Annotated in this window: 17 protein-coding genes; 6 read left to right on the top strand and 11 right to left on the bottom strand. The window is 68.5% G+C overall.

Annotated elements, in window-relative coordinates:
• Window positions 1–255: 255 nt before the first annotated feature.
• Entirely contained in the window at window positions 256–813 is a 558-nt protein-coding gene (locus tag AC1Q9M_RS15620) for a 7TMR-DISMED2 domain-containing protein (RefSeq protein ID WP_492434550.1), read from the top strand.
• Window positions 814–916: 103 nt separating this feature from the next.
• Here AC1Q9M_RS15620 and AC1Q9M_RS15615 read toward each other — a convergent pair whose 3' ends face one another.
• From AC1Q9M_RS15615 to mnmG, 8 genes are all read right to left on the bottom strand, one after another.
• Complete coding sequence (locus AC1Q9M_RS15615; protein ID WP_492434549.1) at window positions 917–1,726, bottom strand: YbaY family lipoprotein; 810 nt, start codon at window positions 1,724–1,726, stop codon at window positions 917–919.
• 93 nt (window positions 1,727–1,819) lie between these two features.
• Window positions 1,820–3,376, bottom strand: coding sequence for a methyl-accepting chemotaxis protein (locus tag AC1Q9M_RS15610; RefSeq protein WP_492434548.1), 1,557 nt, complete (start codon window positions 3,374–3,376; stop codon window positions 1,820–1,822).
• A 158-nt stretch (window positions 3,377–3,534) separates the two neighbouring features.
• Window positions 3,535–4,461, bottom strand: coding sequence for a ParB/RepB/Spo0J family partition protein (locus AC1Q9M_RS15605; RefSeq protein WP_382322677.1), 927 nt, complete (start codon window positions 4,459–4,461; stop codon window positions 3,535–3,537).
• Between the two features lie 20 nt (window positions 4,462–4,481).
• Window positions 4,482–5,021 carry an RBBP9/YdeN family alpha/beta hydrolase gene (locus AC1Q9M_RS15600; protein WP_492434547.1) on the bottom strand — a complete coding sequence of 180 codons (540 nt, stop codon included), beginning with the start codon at window positions 5,019–5,021 and terminating at the stop codon, window positions 4,482–4,484.
• Between the two features lie 16 nt (window positions 5,022–5,037).
• Window positions 5,038–5,808: a ParA family protein gene (locus tag AC1Q9M_RS15595; protein WP_444687813.1), complete on the bottom strand. Its 771-nt coding sequence runs from the start codon at window positions 5,806–5,808 to the stop codon at window positions 5,038–5,040.
• Window positions 5,809–5,819: 11 nt separating this feature from the next.
• Window positions 5,820–6,434 carry a LysE family transporter gene (locus AC1Q9M_RS15590; RefSeq protein WP_382322675.1) on the bottom strand — a complete coding sequence of 205 codons (615 nt, stop codon included), beginning with the start codon at window positions 6,432–6,434 and terminating at the stop codon, window positions 5,820–5,822.
• Window positions 6,435–6,495: 61 nt separating this feature from the next.
• Window positions 6,496–7,170, bottom strand: coding sequence for a 16S rRNA (guanine(527)-N(7))-methyltransferase RsmG (gene rsmG, locus AC1Q9M_RS15585; protein ID WP_492434546.1), 675 nt, complete (start codon window positions 7,168–7,170; stop codon window positions 6,496–6,498).
• The gene (gene mnmG, locus AC1Q9M_RS15580; protein ID WP_382163535.1) at window positions 7,167–9,134 is read right to left on the bottom strand and encodes a tRNA uridine-5-carboxymethylaminomethyl(34) synthesis enzyme MnmG; all 1,968 of its coding nucleotides are present in this window, start codon (window positions 9,132–9,134) and stop codon (window positions 7,167–7,169) included. The genes rsmG and mnmG overlap by 4 nt, the downstream gene beginning before the upstream one ends.
• A gap of 137 nt (window positions 9,135–9,271) precedes the next feature.
• On the opposite strand from mnmG, the gene AC1Q9M_RS15575 reads away from it, so the two are divergent.
• The gene (locus AC1Q9M_RS15575; RefSeq protein ID WP_382322674.1) at window positions 9,272–9,859 is read left to right on the top strand and encodes an NADPH-dependent FMN reductase; all 588 of its coding nucleotides are present in this window, start codon (window positions 9,272–9,274) and stop codon (window positions 9,857–9,859) included.
• 13 nt (window positions 9,860–9,872) lie between these two features.
• On the opposite strand, the gene AC1Q9M_RS15570 is transcribed toward AC1Q9M_RS15575, so the two are convergent.
• Both AC1Q9M_RS15570 and mprF read right to left on the bottom strand, forming a co-directional pair.
• The gene (locus tag AC1Q9M_RS15570) at window positions 9,873–11,261 is read right to left on the bottom strand and encodes a virulence factor family protein (RefSeq protein ID WP_492434545.1); all 1,389 of its coding nucleotides are present in this window, start codon (window positions 11,259–11,261) and stop codon (window positions 9,873–9,875) included.
• Entirely contained in the window at window positions 11,258–13,828 is a 2,571-nt protein-coding gene (mprF, locus tag AC1Q9M_RS15565; protein ID WP_492434544.1) for a bifunctional lysylphosphatidylglycerol flippase/synthetase MprF, read from the bottom strand. Before mprF ends, AC1Q9M_RS15570 begins: the two co-directional genes overlap by 4 nt.
• A 116-nt stretch (window positions 13,829–13,944) precedes the next feature.
• Here mprF and AC1Q9M_RS15560 point away from each other — a divergent pair, with 116 nt between their 5' ends.
• The 4 genes from AC1Q9M_RS15560 to AC1Q9M_RS15545 all read left to right on the top strand — a co-directional run bounded on the left by AC1Q9M_RS15560 (window position 13,945) and on the right by AC1Q9M_RS15545 (window position 17,609).
• Window positions 13,945–14,205 (top strand): YkgJ family cysteine cluster protein, encoded by a 261-nt coding sequence (locus AC1Q9M_RS15560; RefSeq protein ID WP_382325812.1) that lies wholly within the window; start codon window positions 13,945–13,947, stop codon window positions 14,203–14,205.
• Between the two features lie 178 nt (window positions 14,206–14,383).
• Window positions 14,384–14,833 (top strand): CesT family type III secretion system chaperone, encoded by a 450-nt coding sequence (locus tag AC1Q9M_RS15555; RefSeq protein ID WP_492434543.1) that lies wholly within the window; start codon window positions 14,384–14,386, stop codon window positions 14,831–14,833.
• Window positions 14,826–16,754 (top strand): OTU domain-containing protein, encoded by a 1,929-nt coding sequence (locus AC1Q9M_RS15550; protein ID WP_492434542.1) that lies wholly within the window; start codon window positions 14,826–14,828, stop codon window positions 16,752–16,754. The genes AC1Q9M_RS15555 and AC1Q9M_RS15550 overlap by 8 nt, the downstream gene beginning before the upstream one ends.
• Before the next feature lie 84 nt (window positions 16,755–16,838).
• The gene (locus tag AC1Q9M_RS15545; RefSeq protein ID WP_382322669.1) at window positions 16,839–17,609 is read left to right on the top strand and encodes a class II aldolase/adducin family protein; all 771 of its coding nucleotides are present in this window, start codon (window positions 16,839–16,841) and stop codon (window positions 17,607–17,609) included.
• A 21-nt stretch (window positions 17,610–17,630) separates the two neighbouring features.
• Here AC1Q9M_RS15545 and AC1Q9M_RS15540 read toward each other — a convergent pair whose 3' ends face one another.
• Complete coding sequence (locus tag AC1Q9M_RS15540) at window positions 17,631–18,377, bottom strand: BUD32 family EKC/KEOPS complex subunit (RefSeq protein ID WP_492434541.1); 747 nt, start codon at window positions 18,375–18,377, stop codon at window positions 17,631–17,633.
• Window positions 18,378–18,408 lie beyond the last annotated feature (31 nt).

Genomic DNA, 18,408 nt, shown 5'->3' with positions numbered 1-18,408 from the left:
GCCGCAGCGTCGAGAGACGGTGCGCCACGATGAAGACCGTGCGGCCTTCGCAAATGCGGGCCATGTTGTCGTGAATGGGGGTGCAGAACCGGACGCAGGCCTCGAGTCTGTACATCGCCTGGGCCAAAGCGAATGGCATGCTGGTTTAAGTGGCTGGCCCTCATGGCCTTGTTGTTGGGGGCCCATTCCCTTGCCGCAGCAATGCCCTTGGACCCTGGCGCGGATCGTGTCCCCCTTTGGGCCGCCCTGCAAACCGTGGCCGACCCGCAAGGCGAACTCACTCCTGGGCGGGTGGGTGCCCTTGTCGCGGCGGGCGATGCCATCCCTCTGCCGCATGCCAACCATGCGTTTGGCAAGTGGCTGCCCTACCCCTACTGGGCACAACTCACCCTCAGCAACCCCGGCCCCGACCCCCAGGCCTGGCTGCTTACCTACGAGTTGCCGACCCAGGACGAAGTGCGCCTGTGGATTCAGGACGATCAAGGGCAATGGGTAGAGCACCCGCAACTAGAAAACCTGCGCCCCTTAGCGCCCTCGTCGGGTCTGCTCTACCCCGCGTGGCGGCTGAAACTGCAGGGTGAGCAGAAAGCCAGCCTGATGCTGCGGCTCGATGGCTACAACCTCATGCGCTTTCCGTTGTTCGCGGTGCGCGACGACGCCTTCGTGCTGACGCAGGGCAAGCTGCATCTGTGGATTGGTTTGGTGCTGGCCGTGCCCCTGGTGGTGGTGCTCTATGTGTTGACGCTGATCCCCGTGGCGGCAGAACGCTCAGCCGCGCAATCTATTTCGGCGCGCGCACCACAACGCACATGACGCACGAGTTCGCGTCATGAGTCATTGAAGGACTCTGTTCAGGGAACGAATCGACGCACCGGCACCCCGATGCGTGTACCCCGGGGGGGTCGATCGGTGGGCGTCAGGGCGCCGGGCGCGCCTCCAGCACCGCCACCTGTGCGCCCAGCCGGTCCAGCAGGCGCAGGCGCGGGCCCTGCATGGCCCACTGTTCGGTGGTGGCCAGCGCGAACATGAAGGCGCGTTCGCGCTCCATGTCGGCCGCACAGGTTTGCAGTTCGCGGCGTGGGCCGCGCAGCATCTGCAGGGCCTGTCCGTTCAGGGTGTAGGTGCCGATGAGTTCGTTGCAGCCACCCGAGCCGGTCACGCGGCGGCCGTCGCTGTTCAAGACGAAGTGCGGCGCCTTGGCCGGGTCCTGCGCGGGCAGGGGCTGGCCGTCGAGCGACACCAGCACCCAGCGCACGTTCTCGATCCTGGGCGCGGCGGGCTGCGCACGGGTGTCGACCGGGCGCAGCAGCACGTCGGCATGGGTCGTGCCTGAGTGACCGAGCACGAGGTAAGCGCTGTCGGTGACGTACAAGGCCTTGCCATCCACCAGGATCTCGGCGCGCACCGAGTAGCTGCCCTTCTCCTGCACCCGCCGCTGCTCCACCGGCAGGCTGAAGCGCAGCGGCTGCGGGCCGCTGGCGGGGCCGGCGAAGTGGGCCAGCGTGACGGAGCCGCCATCGGCGCGGGACACGTCGGCCACCGACACGTCAAGCACCGCGTTGGGCGGCAGGGCGATCGTCCCTTCGAAGCGGGCCGTGCCGGTCACGGTGTAGGACGGCGGGTTGGTGACGGGCGTGCCGCAGGCCGTGAGCAGCAGGCCGGTGGCCAGGGCGCCCAGCAGGGGACGGCGGGACACGCGTGGGCTGGAGAGGTTCGACATCGTCATCGGGAGGCTCCTGAAAAAAGGGATGGTGTGCGGGACAGCCACCCCATTGTGCTCAGAAGTCCCCGCTCCGCCTGTGAAAGCCTGCAACCGGGCTCAGGCCGCCGCGCCCAGGCGGAACACCGCCACCGCCCGGACCAGGTCTTCGGCCTGCTGCCGCAGGCTGGTGGCCGAGGCGGACATCTGCTCGACCAGCGCGGCGTTCTGCTGGGTGGTCTGGTCCATCTGCAGAACAGCCTCGCCCACCTGGGACACCCCGGCGCTCTGCTCGGCGCTGGCGCTGGTGATCTCGCCCACCAGGTCGGAGACGCGGCGGATGCTGCCCACCACCTCCTGCATGGTGGTGCCGGCCTTGTCGGCCAGGGTGACGCCGCGTTCCACGCGCTCCACACTCTCACCGATCAGGTCCTTGATTTCCTTCGCGGCCTGCCCCGAGCGCTGCGCGAGGTTGCGCACCTCGCCGGCCACCACCGCGAAGCCCCGGCCCTGCTCCCCGGCGCGCGCGGCTTCCACCGCCGCGTTGAGCGCCAGGATGTTGGTCTGGAAGGCAATGCCGTCGATCACCGCGATGATGTCGGCGATCTTGCGCGAGCTGTTCTCGATGCCCTTCATGGTGTCGACCACCTGGTTCACCACCTCGCCACCCTGCTGGGCCACGCTGGAGGCGCCCTGCGCGAGCTGGTTGGCGGTGCGCGCGTGTTCCGCGTTCTGGGTCACGGTGCTGCCCAGCTGCTCCATCGATGCCGAGGTCTGCTCGAGCGCGCTGGCCTGGCTTTCGGTGCGGCGCGAGAGGTCGCTGTTGCCCGAGGCGATTTCCGCGCTGCCGTTGGAGACGGCCTCGGCCCCCTGCCGCACGGCGTGCACGGACGTGGCCAGCCGTTCGGTCATGGTGCGCAGCTTGGCCAGGGCGCTGTGCGTGTCGCCCTCGCGCACCCGCATGGACACACCGAGGTCGCCAGACGCCACCGCGTCGGCGATGCGCTTGAGTTCATCGGGGTCGGCACCGAGGGAGCGCACCACCTTGCGCAGGTAGATCGCCAGCCCGGCCAACCCCAGGGCAACGACCACCACGGAGACCACCACGATGTTGCGGTCGAGCTTCGAGAGGCTCTCGATCTCGTCGATGCGGTAGGCCAGGCGCTCGCCCTGGCGCTTCTTCTCCTGGGCCAAGGGCTTCAACAGGGCATTGCGCGCGGGGATGGTGTGGTCCACCAGGTAGGCGAAGGCTTCGTCCTTCTTGCCTTCCTGGATGAGCTTCACGTTGGCCTCGCCGATGCGCCAGAACTCGGTCATGAGGGCCGGCAGGGGCGCGAAGGCCTGTCGCCCGGCGTCGTCGATCATGCCCTCGCCGAACACCTTGAGCGCGTCGAGCAGCAGGCGTTTCTTCTCGCCGATGTCCGCCAGCGTGGCGTCGAGTTCCTGGGGGTTGCGCGAGAGGATCGCGTGGCGCACCTGCAGCGAGGTGCGGGTGACGTTGAGCTCCAGCTCGGCAATGATCTGCAGCTGGGGCACGTTGGTTTCGTTGATGCGTTCGGCGGCATCCACCACCCGGCCCATCATGATCCAGACCGTGGCCGCGACGGCCAGCAGCAGCACGACGAGCGTGGCATTGATGAGCAGCAGCCGCTGCCCCAGATTCAAGCGTTGCGACATGGGTACCTCCTCAGGTGGCCCAAGTCGAGTGGCAACTTTCAGAGCAAGGCACAACGCCGCAAGACCGGGCCAGCTCAGGTTATGCGGCTGTCAAGTGGTGCAATGCGGGGAAAAAGCCGGGAGAAACAGGCCTGTTTCTCCCGGCGCAGGCGGGGCCGTCAGTGGGCAGCGGTGCCGCGCAGCCGGTCGATGATGCCGTTGAGGGCCTCCAGCGAGCCGAACTGGATCACCACCTCGCCCATGTCCTCGAAGCGGCCGTGGCGCTTCACGCGCTTCTTGACCCGGACCTCGACGTCCGCCGTCAGCAGGTCGGCCAGCTCTTCTTCCACCCGGCGGATGTCGCGCGATTTCTCCTTCTTGAGCTTCTGCGGCGCCAGCGCGAATTCGGCGCCCAGCTTCTTCACCAGGCCCTCGGCCTCGCGCACCGACATCTTCCTGGCCGCGATCTGGTTGCCGGCGGTGATCTGGTGGGCCTTGTCCAGGGCCAGCAGCGCGCGCGCATGGCCCATGTCGAGGTCGCCCGCCATCAACATGGTCTGCACCGGCTCGGCCAGCTGCAGCAGGCGCAGCAGGTTGCTCGCGGCGCTGCGCGAGCGCCCCACGGCCTGGGCCGCTTGCTCGTGAGTGAGTCCAAACTCTTTCACCAGGCGTTGCAGGCCATGGGCCTCTTCCAGCGGGTTGAGGTCTTCGCGCTGGATGTTCTCGATCAGCGCCATGGCGGCGGCGGACTCGTTGGGCACGTCGCGCACCAGCACCGGCACGCTGTCCAGGCCGGCCAGCTTGGAGGCGCGGAAGCGCCGTTCGCCCGCGATGATCTCGTACTTGCCGGCGTTCGGGCCGTCGGCCAGCTGGCGCACCAGGATGGGCTGCATCACGCCCTGCACTTTGATCGACTCGGCCAGCTCGTACAGCGCGCCCTCGTCCATGCGGGTGCGCGGCTGGTACATGCCCGCCACCAGCTCGGTCACGGGCAGGCTGCTGGGCGCGCCCTCGGCGGCGGCCGGCGCGGCGGCGCCCTCTTCCACCTTGGGGCCCAACAGGGCTTCGAGTCCGCGGCCGAGGCCCTTGGGTTTCTTGGTGACCATGGGTCTTCTTCTTTCGATTGTCAGAGGTTCATGAGTTCGGCCAGCACGGCATGGCCGGTCGGCCAGTCGCCCAGGCCGGACTCGGCGTTGATGTGGCCGGCTTCGCCCAGGTCGACGAAGCGCGAGCCCCAGGCCATGGCGAACGCCTCGGCCCGCTCGAAGCTGCAGTACGGGTCGTTGCGGCTGCCCACCAGCACGCTGGGGAACGGCAGGCGCTGCAGGGAGATGGGCGACCAGCTGGGCAACACGGGGCGCATCTCTTCCCGCTCGGCATCGCCTGGCGCCACCAGCAGCGCGGCTTTCACACGATCGGTGTTCTTCGAGTGCGAGGCCCAGGCCGCCGTGTGCAGGCAGCCCAGGCTGTGCGCCACCAGCACGGCGGGTTCGTCGCAGCCCAGCAGCACGTCTTCCAGGCGCGCGATCCAGTCACCGCGCTTGGGGCGCATCCAGTCGTGCTGCTCCACCCGGCGGTAGCCGTGGCTGGCCTCCCAGCGGCTCTGCCAATGGTCGGGGCCACTGTTCTGCCAGCCGGGGAGGATGAGGATGTTCTGAGGTTTCACGTGAAACACCCTCCGCTCAGAGCTTGCCGATGCGCGCGACCATCTCCTGCGCGAAGGCCACAAAGGCCTGGCTGCCGCGGGCCGCCGGGTCGAATACCACGCCGGGCAGGCCGTAGCTCGGGGCTTCGGCCAAGCGGACGTTGCGCGGGATCACGGTGTCGAACACCTTGTCGCCGAAGTGGGCCTTGAGCTGGTCGCTCACCTGCTGCTGCAAGGTGATGCGGGGATCGAACATCACGCGCAGCAGGCCGATGATGGCCAGGTCCTTGTTCAGGTTGGCGTGCACCTGCTTGATGGTGTTCACCAGATCGGTCAGGCCTTCGAGCGCGAAGTACTCGCACTGCATGGGCACGATCACGCCGTGCGCCGCACACAGGCCGTTGAGGGTGAGCATGGACAGGCTGGGTGGGCAGTCGATCAGCACGAAGTCGTAGGCATCGCCCACTTCGGCCAGGGCGGTTTTCAGGCGCTTCTCGCGCCGCTCCACCTCCACCAGCTCGACCTCGGCCCCGGCCAGCTCCCGGTTGGCGCCGAGCACGTGGTAACCGCACTTCTCCGAATACACCGCCGCCTCGGCCACCGAGGCCGACTCCAGCAGCACGTCGTACACCGACAGCACCATCTGCCGCTTGTCCACGCCCGAGCCCATGGTGGCGTTGCCCTGGGGGTCCAGGTCCACCATCAGCACCCGCTGGCCCACCTTGGCCAGGCCGGCGGCCAGGTTGACGGTGGTGGTGGTCTTGCCCACCCCGCCCTTCTGGTTCGCCACACAAAATATTTTCGCCATGGTGCTGCTTCTTATTTGGAGAGGGCCAGCTTGATGCCGAAGCCGATGAGGAAGACCCCCGCCAGCTTCTCCAGCGTGCGGCCGATGACCGGGTTGGCGCGCAGGCGCGCGGCCAGGAAGTGGGTGAGCAGCACGGCCACCAGGCCATAGAGGAAGGTGAGAACGGCCACGGTGACGGCCATGGCGCCGAAGGTGATCAGGCCCTGGTGGCGGGCCGGGTCCACGAACAGCGGGAAGAAGGCCATGTAGAACACGATGGCCTTGGGGTTGAGCAGGGTGATGACCGCCGCCTGCTGGAAATACTGGCGCGGGCGGATGTTGAGCACCGGGGCGTCGCCGGGTTTGGCGGTCAGCATCTTCCAGCCCAGCCAAGCCAGGTAGGCCGCGCCCAGCCACTGCACCGCGCTGAAGGCCGCCGGGTAGGCCGCGAGCAAGGCCGCCACACCGGCCACGGCCAGCCACATCAGCACCTGGTCCGCCGCGATCACGCCGAAGGTGGCGGCCAGGCCGCCGCTCACCCCACCCTTGCTGGTGGAAGTGATCAGCGCCAGGTTCCCGGGTCCGGGAATGAGCAAAAAGAGGACGATGGCGGCCACGAAAGCGCCGTAATCTGCGATGCCGAACATGGAGGAACCCCGAGAAGTGGAGGGTCGAGTTTAAGCGCCCGCCACGCGCCGGCTGTGATGTTCAGGCAACAGCGGCGGGGCCCGGGCGCATCCAGACGATGCAGCGCTCGGCCTCCAGGGCGGGCACCTGCAGCTGTTCCACGTGAAACACATCCACCCCGGGGGTGGCGGCGTTCAGGGCATCGAGTTCATCCGCCGGGTGTTTGCCTTTCATGGCCATCCAGATGCCGCCCTCGACCAGGGCGCCGCGCGACCAGTTCGTGAAGTCAACCAAGGACGCGAACGCCCGCGAGCACACCACGTCATAGCCTTGACCGGAGAGGGCGTTGAGACTCTCCACCCGGGCATGCAGGCCCCGCAGGTTGGGCAGCTTGAGCGTGGCCGCCGCCTGCTGGATGAAGGCCGCCTTCTTGGCCACCGTGTCCACGCAGGTCACCTGGATCTGCGGGCAGGCAATGGCGATGACCACGCCGGGCAGCCCGCCGCCCGAACCCACGTCCAGCAGCAGCAGCGCCCTGCCCTGCGTCTGCCGTTGCAGCGGGCCGATGGCGGCCAGGCTGTCGAGCAGGTGGTGCGTCATCATCTCGGCCGGGTCGCGCACGGCCGTGAGGTTGTAGACCTTGTTCCATTTCTGAAGCAGGCCGAGGTAGTCCAGCAGCAGGTCCACTTGACGGGCATCGAGGTCGAGCCGAAGCGACTGCAGCCCGGCCTGCAGGGTGGTGCGCAGATCGCTCATGCGGCGGCGTCGGCAGGCAAGGTGGCAAAGCCCTTGAAGCCACCCTTTTTCAGGTGGATCAACAACAGGGAAATGCTGGCCGGCGTGATGCCCGAAATGCGGGACGCCTGGCCCAGGGTCTCGGGCCGGTGCTTGGCCAGCTTCTGCCGCGCCTCGAACGACAGCGCCGTCACCTGCAGGTAGTCCAGGTCGGCCGGCAGCTTCAGGCCTTCGTAGTGGGCGGCGCGCTCCACCTCGTTCTTCTGGCGGTCGATGTAACCCGAGTACTTGGCGGCGATCTCCAGCTGCTCCACCACCGGCTCGAGCAACTCGGCCAGTGTTTCACGTGAAACCTCGGGCGCCGCGTGCTTGCCGCCGTCCATGCCCACGAGGTCCGCGTAGGCCACACCGGGCCGGCGCAACAGATCGAACAGGTTGTGCTCGTGTTCGATCGCCTTGCCCAGCACACGCTCGCCCTCTTCCGCCGGCAGGTTGCGCGGGTTCACCCAGGTCGCCTTCAGGCGCTCTGTTTCACGTGAAACCGCGTCGCGCTTGCGGCAGAAAGCGTCCCATTGCGCGTCGCCCACCAGGCCCAGGCGGCGGCCGGCTTCGGTCAGGCGCATGTCGGCGTTGTCCTCGCGCAGCTGCAGGCGGAACTCGGCGCGGCTGGTGAACATGCGGTAGGGCTCGGTCACGCCCTGGGTGACGAGGTCGTCCACCAGCACGCCCAGGTAGGCTTCGTCGCGGCGCGGCAGCCAGGCCGCTTCGCCGCGGCACTGCAGCGCGGCATTCAGCCCGGCGAACAGGCCTTGCGCCGCCGCCTCTTCGTAGCCCGTGGTGCCGTTGATCTGGCCGGCGAAGAACAGGCCCTGGATCTGCCTGGTCTCGAAGCTGTTCTTGAGCGAGCGCGGGTCGAAGTAGTCGTACTCGATGGCGTAGCCCGGGCGCAGGATGTGCGCGTTCTCCAGCCCCGGCATGCTGCGCACCAGCGCGTACTGGATGTCGAACGGCAGGCTGGTCGAGATGCCGTTGGGGTAGACCTCGTGCGTGGTCAGGCCCTCGGGCTCCAGGAAGATCTGGTGGCTGTCCTTGTCGGCGAAGCGGTTGATCTTGTCTTCCACGCTCGGGCAGTAGCGCGGGCCCACGCCCTCGATCTTGCCGGTGAACATGGGGCTGCGGTCGAAGCCCGAGCGAATGATGTCGTGCGTGCGCTGATTGGTGTGCGTGATCCAGCACGGCACCTGCTGCGGGTGCATCGCCGTGCTGCCCATGAAGCTGAACACCGGCACTGGCCGGTCCGGATTCATGCCGCCGGGCACGCCATCGCCCGGCTGCTCGGTGCACTTGGAATAGTCGATGCTGCGGCCGTCCAGGCGCGGCGGCGTGCCGGTTTTCAGGCGGCCCTGCGGCAGCTGCAGCTCCTTCAGGCGGGCCGAGAGCGACACCGCCGGTGGGTCGCCCGCGCGGCCGGCCGCGTAGTTGTTCAGGCCCACATGGATCTTGCCGTCCAGAAAAGTGCCCGCCGTCAGCACCACGGTGCGGCCGCGGAAGCGGATGCCCACTTGCGTTACAGCCCCCACCACCCGGTCACCTTCGACCATCAGGTCGTCCACCGCCTGCTGGAACAGCCAGAGGTTGGGCTGGTTTTCCAGCGTGCGGCGGATCGCGGCCTTGTAGAGCACGCGGTCGGCCTGGGCGCGCGTGGCGCGCACGGCCGGGCCCTTGGAGCTGTTGAGAATGCGGAACTGGATGCCGCCCTCGTCGGTGGCCAGCGCCATCGCACCACCCAGCGCATCCACCTCTTTCACCAGGTGCCCCTTGCCGATGCCACCGATCGACGGGTTGCAGCTCATCTGGCCCAGGGTCTCGATGTTGTGCGTGAGCAGCAGCGTGGCGCAGCCCATGCGCGCGGCGGCCAGCGCGGCCTCGGTGCCGGCGTGCCCGCCGCCAACGACGATGACATCGAATTCCTGTGGGTACAACATGGTGCTTCTTCCGGGGAAATGCAGGCCCGGTGCGCCCGGGCAACCTGCGATTGTCCCACCGTTGGGGATTTCCTGCCCCTTCCACCCTCTCACGGAACGCAGGAATGCTGCGCGGCGGCGGTGCCAGAATCCCGGCCATGAGCACCTTTCCACCCCTCCTCGTCTTCGCGGGCAGCACCCGCGCCCAGTCCCACAACCGCCGTCTGGCCCAGGTCGCCGCCGACCTCGCGCGCGCCGCCGGCGCCCCGGTGACCCACCTCGAACTGGCCGACTTCGACCTGCCGATGTACAACGCCGACCTGGAAGCGCGCGGCACGCCGGCCGCCGCGATCCGCCTCAAGGAAATCTTTTGCGCCCACCCGGCGTGGGTGATCTGCTCACCCGAGTACAACGGCAGCTACACCGGCCTGCTCAAGAACACCATCGACTGGGTCTCCAGCCCCGTCAAGGGCGACCCCGAGTGGGGCGACGGACTCAAGCCCTTCGCCGGCAAGGTGGTGGGCCTGCTGAGCGCCTCGCCTGGCGGTCTGGGTGGCCTGAGAAGCCTGTCCCACCTGTCTCCACTGCTATTGAATTTGCAGTGCTGGTTGACCCCGCGCCAGTTCGCGCTGGCGCGGGCGGGCGAGGCCTTCGATGCCAGCGGGCAACTGGCCGAGCCCGCGCGCCTGGGCGTGCAGGGCGTGGTCGACCAGGCGCTCTGGGCCGCGCAGCGCTTCAACAGCTGACCACCGCATGCGCTCAGCGCGTGCGCCGCAGGATCTCGTCGGCCAGCTTCTGGTACTCGCCGTTGAAATGGTGGTCCCCCGGCAGCGGCACCGGCGTCACCTGTGTGGTGGGCACGCGCGGGCAGACCGTGTCGCGGTCGTTGGTGCCGTAGACGCACAGCGTGTCGGCTGCCGCGAGCTTCTGCAGCTCGGGCTTGAGCGGCAGGCCGCCGCTGTCGCGCTTGACCCAGTTGCTCAGACGGAACTCGAACGACGCTTTCTCGCCCGGCCCGATCAGCACCGTGTGCGCCACCAGCCCACGCGAGCTCGCGGGCAGGCGCGGCACCGCGAAGGGCAGCACGTCCGCACCCTGCGAATAGCCGATCAGCAGCGCCCGGCTCTTCTTCCATTGCACGGCGAAGCTGCGCAGCACGCGGTCCAGGTCCTTGGCCAGACCCTCGGGCGTGCGCGCCGACCAGAAGTAGCGCAGCGAGTCCAGCCCCACCACCGGCACGCCCGCCGCCGCGAACTTCGCGGCCAGCTCCTTGTCGATGCCGGCCCAGCCGCCGTCGCCGGAAAGCAGCACGGCAAAGGTGTCGGAGGTGCCAGCGGAGGGCACGGGCACCAGGGGCAGGTCGGCCACACCGGTGTCGGGCGGGAGCGCCGCGACAGCGGGCGCGCGGCTGAGCTGTCGCTGCGCATCGAGCAGCGAGGACGTGGCATCCGGGCCGGCCACGTTCATCAGCTGGGCACCGCGCACCTGGGCCACAAAATCCTGTGCCGTCGCCAGCGCGCAGGCCTTGTCTTCACTGTCGCGCAGCACCGTCCAGGGCGCGTGCAGTTGCGGTGACGGCAGCAGCGTCAAGGCCGAGCTGTCGGCCCGGCGCGTGAAGTGCACGCCCTCACCCTTGCACAGCGGCCGCTTCACCGACAGCGTGGGACAAAAACCCATCGAGACCGCGCCGCCGAAGGTCTGCTCCGGTGCCTGCGCGAGCATCGCGTAGGCCAGCGTACCGCCCTGCCCCTCGCCCACCAGCAGCGGCGGGAAGTAGGCCGGCAGGCGCGCATACCCCTGCAAAAAGTGCGAGAGGTTTTCCAGGTCGCCATCGGGCAGCAGGCAGTCGCCGCCGTCCTTGGTCAGCGCGGCCAGCAGGCGCGGCGTGTGGATGCCGGCGACCAGCGCGCCCTGCCCGGCCAGGGCCTGCGCCTGGGCGGCCAGCGCGGGCGTCCAGCCGCCTTCACCCGAGAGGAACAGCACGAAGGACCTGGCCTCACCCGGTGGCCGGTACAGCGACAGGTTCTTGAAGTTGCCGTGCGAAAGCGTTTCGGTGGTGGCAGCGGCCTTCGCCTGCGCGAGCGCCACCCCGGGCAACGCCAGGGCCGCCAGCAGACAGGCCGCGATGAGCGAGGTCCTGGCCTTCATTTGGAGATCACCTTGCGCAGGCCACCCGCGATCAGCGCGGCCACGTCGGCCAGGATGAAAAACGGCGCGAAGCCGCCCGGCGAGGCCAGGTAGCGCGGCTCCCAGACCGGGTCGAATTTTTCCTTGAACGCGCGCAGGCCCTGGAAGTTGTAGAAGTTCTCGCCGTGGTTGAACAGCAGCCGGCCCAGGCGGTGCCAGTTGGGCGCCAGCGGGTGCTGCGCCATGCCCGATAGCGGCACCATGCCCAGGTTGAAGCGCTGGTAACCCTGCGCCTGGAAATGCAGGATGGTCTGCGCGAACAGGAAGTCCATCGCGCTGCGCGGCGCATCGGGCAGCTGGCGCATCAGGTCCACGCTGGCCTCCAGCTTCTGGTCGGTGCGCAGCAGCGTGGCGAAGGCCACGATGCGTTCGCCCTGTCGCACCACCGCCACCGGCTGGCGCAGCACGTAGTCGCGCCGGAACGCGCCCAGCGAAAAGGCTTTCTCCGCCGTCTGATGCTCGCTCAACCAGGCGTCCGAAATCAACTGCAGCTGGCTGAACACGGCCACCGCCTGCTCCGGCATCAGCACCTCGAAGCTCAGGCCATCGCGCTGCGCACGCGCCACGCCGTGGCGCAGGTTCGCGCGCGCCTTGCCCTGCAAGGTGAACGTGGGCAGGTCCACCAGCGCGCATTCGCCGAGCTTGTGCACGCGCAGGCCCGCGTCCAGGTACACCGGCAGGCCCTCGGGGCGCACCTGGTAGAAGGCCGCGCGCCCACCCGATTCGCGCGCCTGCTCCACGAAGCGCCACACCAGTTCGGCCCATTCATTCACCGGTCCCACCGGGTCGTACAGCGCCACCCACGAGCGGCCGCGCCGCCCGAACATGATGAAGGCGCGCTGCGTGTCCGACACCATCAGGCTCTTGTCGCCCATCATCACCAGCCCCGCCCCCGCCGAAGGCTGGGCGCGCACGATGCGCGCGGCCTGCTCCAGCGCGCCACTGTCGGGCTTGACCAGCACCGCCTGAGGCCGGCGCAGCAGCCGGCTCAGCGCCACCGCGAGCGTGATCAGGCACACCGCCACCAGGGCGCGCAGCGAACGCGGCGCGTAACCGTCGAACTCGAACTGCCACCAGACCTGGTTCACGTAGTCCACGTCGCGGTACACGAAGAACAGCAGCGCCGTGACCGCCATCACCACCGCCGCCACCGCCGCCAGCCAACCCCAGGTGAAGGCCTGCGAGAACAGCGCCGCGCGCCGGTTGAACTGCTTGCGCGAGAGCGCCAGCGCGCCCGCCAGCACCAGCAACAGCACCGCTTCCGACACCGCAATGCCCTTGGGCAGGCACAGCACCAGGCTCACCAGCGCCAGGCCCAGCCCGGCCCACCACGACGCGTCCAGCCGCAGGAACATGCCGCGCGCCACGAACAGCAGCGCCAGCCCCGCGATGCTGCCCAGGAAGTGCGCCGCTTCCACCACCGGCAGCGGCATGTGGCGCGAGAGCAGTTCGGTGGCGCCCTCAGTGGCCGGCGTCACGCCCGAGACCAGCAGCACCACGCCCACCACCCAGGTGAAGGCCGACAACAACAAGGGCGAGAGGCTCGCCGCCGCCTTCACCACCGGCGTGGCCGCGCCGCGCTGCCATTCGGCGCCCGCCAGCATCGCCACGGCCAGCGCCAGCGGCAGCAGGTGGTAGACCACGCGGAACATCACCAGCGCGGCGGCCAGCTGCTCGGCCGGCACATGGTGGCCCAACGCCAACAGCATCACCGCCTCGAACACCCCCAGGCCGGCCGGCACGTGGCTGATCACGCCCAGCGCGATCGCCAGCGCGAAGAAGCCCACGAAGGCCGGAAAGGCAATGGCCCCGGCCGGCAGCAGAAACCACAAAGCGGCCGCGGCGGCCACCACGTCCACGGCCGAAATCAACAACTGCTGCAGCGCCAGCGACGCGCTCGGCAGGCGCAGCACCACACCCCGGAACACCGTCTCGCCCCCGCGCCGGCAGAACCCGATGAACGCGCCCGCCGCCAGCAACACCGCCACCGCCAGCCCACGCAACAGGCCCGGCGGCGTGCCGAACACCGACTGCACCGTGCCCGCGCCCCACACCAGCGCGCCCGCGCCCACCACCACGATGCCGATGCCGAACCCGAAGGCGTTGAACACGATGGCGCGCGAGACCAGGCCCGCTTCCAGCCCCGCCGCCCCGTACAGCCGCATGCGCACCGCGCCGCCCGTGAGCACGCCCAGGCCGATGGTGTTGGACAGCGCATAGGCGATGAACGCGGTCTTCGCCACCACGCGCTGCGGCAGCTGCGCGCCCGCATAGGCCAGGGCGGTGCGGTCGTAGAACGTGAGCGCGAAGTAACTCGCCGCGGTGGCCAGCACCGACAAGGCGAGCGCCGTGGCCGGTGTGGTGCGCACCGCGTCCACGATCTCGCCGTAGCTCAGCTCGGTCATGAGCTTGTGGCCGGCCTGCAGCAGCAGCGCACCCAGCAGCACGGCCAGCGCCGCATACACCCACAGGCGCCACTGGCTCAGACGGGACACCAGCGTCTCGGGGGTGGCGGTGGTCACGGGCATGAAGGGATGAACGTGTTCCGGTGAAAGGCAAGGGCACCCAGGGGCACCAGCGATGGACCAGTGTAAGCCCCTGCCCGCGCGCGACAATGCCACCCATGCTCCCCCCTGCTTCCGCCATGGCCTGCCGGCCCGGCTGCGCCGCCTGCTGCACCGCGCCGTCGATCAGCAGCCCCCTGCCCGGCCTGCCCCATGGCAAGCCTGCCGGCGTGCCTTGCCCGCACCTCGATGCCGCATTGCGCTGCCGCCTGTTCGGCCGGCCCGAGCGCCCGGCCGTGTGCGGCTCGCTGCAGCCGCAGGCCGCCATGTGCGGCAACAGCCGGGAGCACGCGATGCATTGGCTCGGCGAACTCGAACGGTTGACGCAGCCCGCGCGCTGAAGCGCGCTTCGCGCTCCCTGCGCTGGACGCGCAAAAAACGGCCCGCATCGCGAACCACCGGGATAGCCCCCGCACTCAAGCCTTCGTGCCCGGCCGTGGCACGCTGAGTGCGCACCCAGGCCACCCCCCGTGCGCAAGCCCGCTGCGCACCCGCAGCTTCGACAGACCCCCCGTCGCGATGAAACTCGAATCTCCTCCTGCAACCCCACAAGGCCCCGATGCCTTCGGCCCCCTCATCAACGCCACTTGCGAACTGGTGGGCGTGGCGCCCGCCACCGCGTGGCTGGATCTGCCCATGAAAGACTACCGATGCGCCACCTTCCTGGTGGACGGCGTCGAGTGCCTCGTGAGCCACCGCTCGATCGACCCCGAGGCCTTGTTCATCCACTGTGTGTTCGGGCCAGTGCCCGAGGTGCGCAGCGCCGATGCCCTGCTCAGCCTGCTCCAGTTGAACCTGACCCTGTACGGCCGCGGTTCGCCCACCTTTGGCGCGGACGCCGAGCGCAACCTGCTGCTGTGCATGGAAGAGCACCTGCAAGACCTGCGCGCCGAAGACCTTGCCCAACGCCTGGAAAACCTGGCGACACAGGCCATCGGTTGGAGAAAGGTCTGGTTGGCGCATGGGTAACAAGGTCTCTGCCCCCCTCACACATCCGATCTACGGGCCGATCTATCCACTCACCGTCTCCCCCCACAGTGCCATTGAGATCGGCGACATCTTGGCGGTGGCGCTCTGGACGGGCTTGCGCGACATGTCCGCCAGCATCATCTCTTCTGGGGTGGGGTTTGCCGTCACCTTGAGTGCCCGCATCCTGTGTCACGGCGTGCCGCAAGTGCAGCAGGAGTCCACCGCCCAGAGACTGGCCCAGATCCTGGGGACGGAGGAAAACCAAGACCGCTTTGAGGGAGTGCCGGGGGCGCATCACGGCATCGCGGCCATCAGCGTTGTAGCGGTGGCTTTCGCGGGTTTTTTCTTCGGCTCGGCCGGCACCTGGGAACGGCGCTCGGCAAGAACCTGGATCGGCGTCGGGACCGCCGCCGTGGGCGTCGCCCTCACCCTTGCCTCCGTCTACAGGCAGGAAAGCGACCTGTCGAGGACGGACACCGCGACCAACTACCTCGGCATGGCCATCGCCGCACTGACGCGCGACTTCATTCAGGCTCAGGCCGGCCGCATTTTTCCTGAAGTTCGTCTGCATCCAGAGCGCGCTCTGCGTTGGGCATTGAATGCAAACACCAGAACCCACCTCCTGCGATTGGGCACCCACATGGTGTTGTATGCGGGGATGAGCATCACGTTGAGCCGTTGGGTGGCCCTGCGCAACCTCCTGCACCCCGACTACAGTGGCATGAACCGGGAGCTTGGGATGTTTTCGAGCGACTCATGGAGGACCTTCGCGTTTCGCGGCCTCAACGAGGGAATCGACGGGGTCTTCGGCGTCATCCTGCTTGCCTGCTTCTTCCATGGGCATCTTCGGCGAGGACACGGCTGGCTCACCGGACCCGGCATCACCGTGAAAGAAGTGGCGCGTCGGGGTGGCTCGCGCGTCGCCATGAACCAGCCCGTCAGCGCCATCCAATCACTGATACCTTCCAAAGACTGGTACCTCGCGGCGTTGCAGGGAGTCACGGTGCTTCGCGGCGCCGTGCTCAACCTGGAAGCGAAGTGGCCCCGCACAGCCGGCGGCGGCGACTGTCTTCTGCACGCCGCTGCCGACGTCCTCGATGGCGGCGAGTGGAGGTGCGACGCCGCTCGCATCAGGGCAGCCCTGTGCAACCAGATCCGCCGATTGGCGCAGAACAGCGCCGATTCTGCGGAAAGTCTCAACTTGGTGGAGCACCACCTGGAACAGGCCGTCTCTCAGATGCGTGCGGATGCCGGAGAGCCGGCATATGCGGTTCTGGACGGCAACCGCCTGCTTGAAACCCTGCCGGAGACACTGCGAAGTGAACTCGAAGCATCCAGGCCCGAACAACACCCCTTGGTGGCAAACAGATGGCTGAACGAGGAGAGTCAAAGAGCTGCCTTGCTGCACTCCGTTGCCCGCTACTACGAACAAGACGGGTGCTATCTGCCCACGCGGGTGCTTCCGTGCCTGGCCCGGGTGCTGAATCGCCCCCTCGCACTGCATGGGGAAAGCACCACCGTCATGTACGACGCCGAGGGGAATGCCCTCAACGACCCTGCCGAAAACATGGTTCACATCCGGCACCGGCTTTCGATTCACGGTGAGGCGGGCGATCACTTTGAACGCATCGAGGCGTCCTCCGCTCGACGTCGGGAGAACGGAGAACTGCAGAGTCCGCAGGAGACAGATTCGCTAACCCAGTCCGGGAATCCGGCCGGCACGAAAAGCTCCATGAAGGCCTCGCACCAGCACATCGAGCTAGCCATTGAGTCGGAAACCCAGCTCCACGTCGGCCACGGCAATGAGTCCAACAACAACGCACGTCAACGGACAACGCCGAGAAGCGGACAAGGGCAACACAATCAGCGGACGGATTCCATGAACGGGGAAAGTCGGGAGCAGCACGAGAAGACGGACTAGCGTGGCAAGCCCGCCACGCACAGGTGACAGCGGCCCCGCAGGGCGCGCGATAGCATGGCCGTCCTGCCCCACGGAGCGCTTCGCATGCACATCCCTTCCCTGAAAGAAGTCGTCAGCGCCGAAGAATGGGCGCTGCGCTGCGACCTCGCCGCCTGCTACCGCCTCGTCGCCGCCTACGGCTGGAGCGACCTGGTCTTCACCCACATCAGCGCCAAGCTGCCCGACAGCGTGAGCGGGGGCGAACACCAGTTCCTCATCAACCCCTACGGCCTCATGTTCGACGAGATCACGGCCAGCAGCCTGGTCAAGGTCGACATGGCCTGCAACAAGCTGCACGACTCGCCCTTCCCGGTGAACCCGGCCGGCTTCGTGATCCACAGCGCCGTGCACGAAGCGCGGCCCGAGGCCGGCTGCGTGCTGCACACCCACACGCGCGCGGGCGTGGGCGTGAGCGCGCAGAAGGCCGGCATCCTGCCCATCAGCCAGCAGAGCACCTTCGTGCTGGCCTCGCTGGCGTACCACGGCTACGAGGGCGTGGCCTTCCGCCCCGAGGAGAAGCCGCGCCTGCAAGCCGACCTGGGCCAGGCCAACTACCTCGTGCTGCGCAACCACGGCCTGCTCACCGTGGGCCGCACCATCGCCGACGCCTTCCTGTCCATGTACACCTTCGAGAACACCTGCCGCATCCAGATCGACGCGCTGGCCGGCGGCGGTGAACTCACGCAGGTCGATCCCCGCATCCTCGCCGGCATGGCCGACGTGATGCGCATCGCCACCGCCGGCCAGGGCGCGCAGCTCGCGTGGCCGGCGCTGCTGCGCAAGGTGGACAAACTCGATCCGGGTTACAAGACCTGAGGCCCAGAAGCGGCGCGCAGATCAGGTAGGCGACGCCACAAACGCCGCCATGCCTTCGAGCACGGTGCGCAAACGCATCAGCTCGCGCGACGTGTCCAGCCGCTTCGACCACGCCGCGATGCGCGAGACGCGCTGCAAGCGCGGCAGCAGGTGGGCGATGAAGGCGCGCAGCGCCGGTCCGCCCGTGCCGCCCTGCTCATAGGCCTGCAGCACGGCGAGCACCGCGCCGGGCCCCAGCGGTTGCAGGTAGCGCGCCAGCGAGAGCAGCATCTGCAGCACGTCGTAGACCTGCACGGTCTCCAGCGCCATGCCCGGGCGCAGGCGCTCCTCGAAGTCCAGCCGCGCGAAGCGCCGGCCGTCCCAGGTGGTGTTGCGCAACTGGGCCCCACCGTGCCACTGGCCGCGCGCGTGGAAGGCCGCGAGGTCGGCGCTGGCCGCCACCATCAGCGGCAGGCGCTCGCCCTCGGGCCGGCGGTGCAGCTGCAGGTCCACCGTCTCGCCGATGTCGCCGGTGGTGAGCGTGAACCCGTCGAAGGCCAGCACCGGGGGCACGTGCTCCCCAGCAGCCGCCAGGGCCACGAGGCGCTCGTGTTCATACGCCAGCAAGGCCCGGGCGTCGGTCTGGCGCACGGCGCGCCAGGGCACGGGCACGTCCACGAAATGCGCGAACACCCAGATGCCCAGCGACTTGGACCAGCTGCGCAGCGGCCGGTCGGCGGTCTTGGTCCAGGTCTTGGCGGGGGGGGTGGTCGGTTCGGGCAGGCTCACAAGGGCGCGATTATCCCGAAACCGGCCGCGC

The sequence above is a fragment of the Hydrogenophaga sp. GW823-FHT04C09 genome, from assembly GCF_058796355.1.
This window is presented reverse-complemented; position numbering and strand designations above follow the sequence as displayed.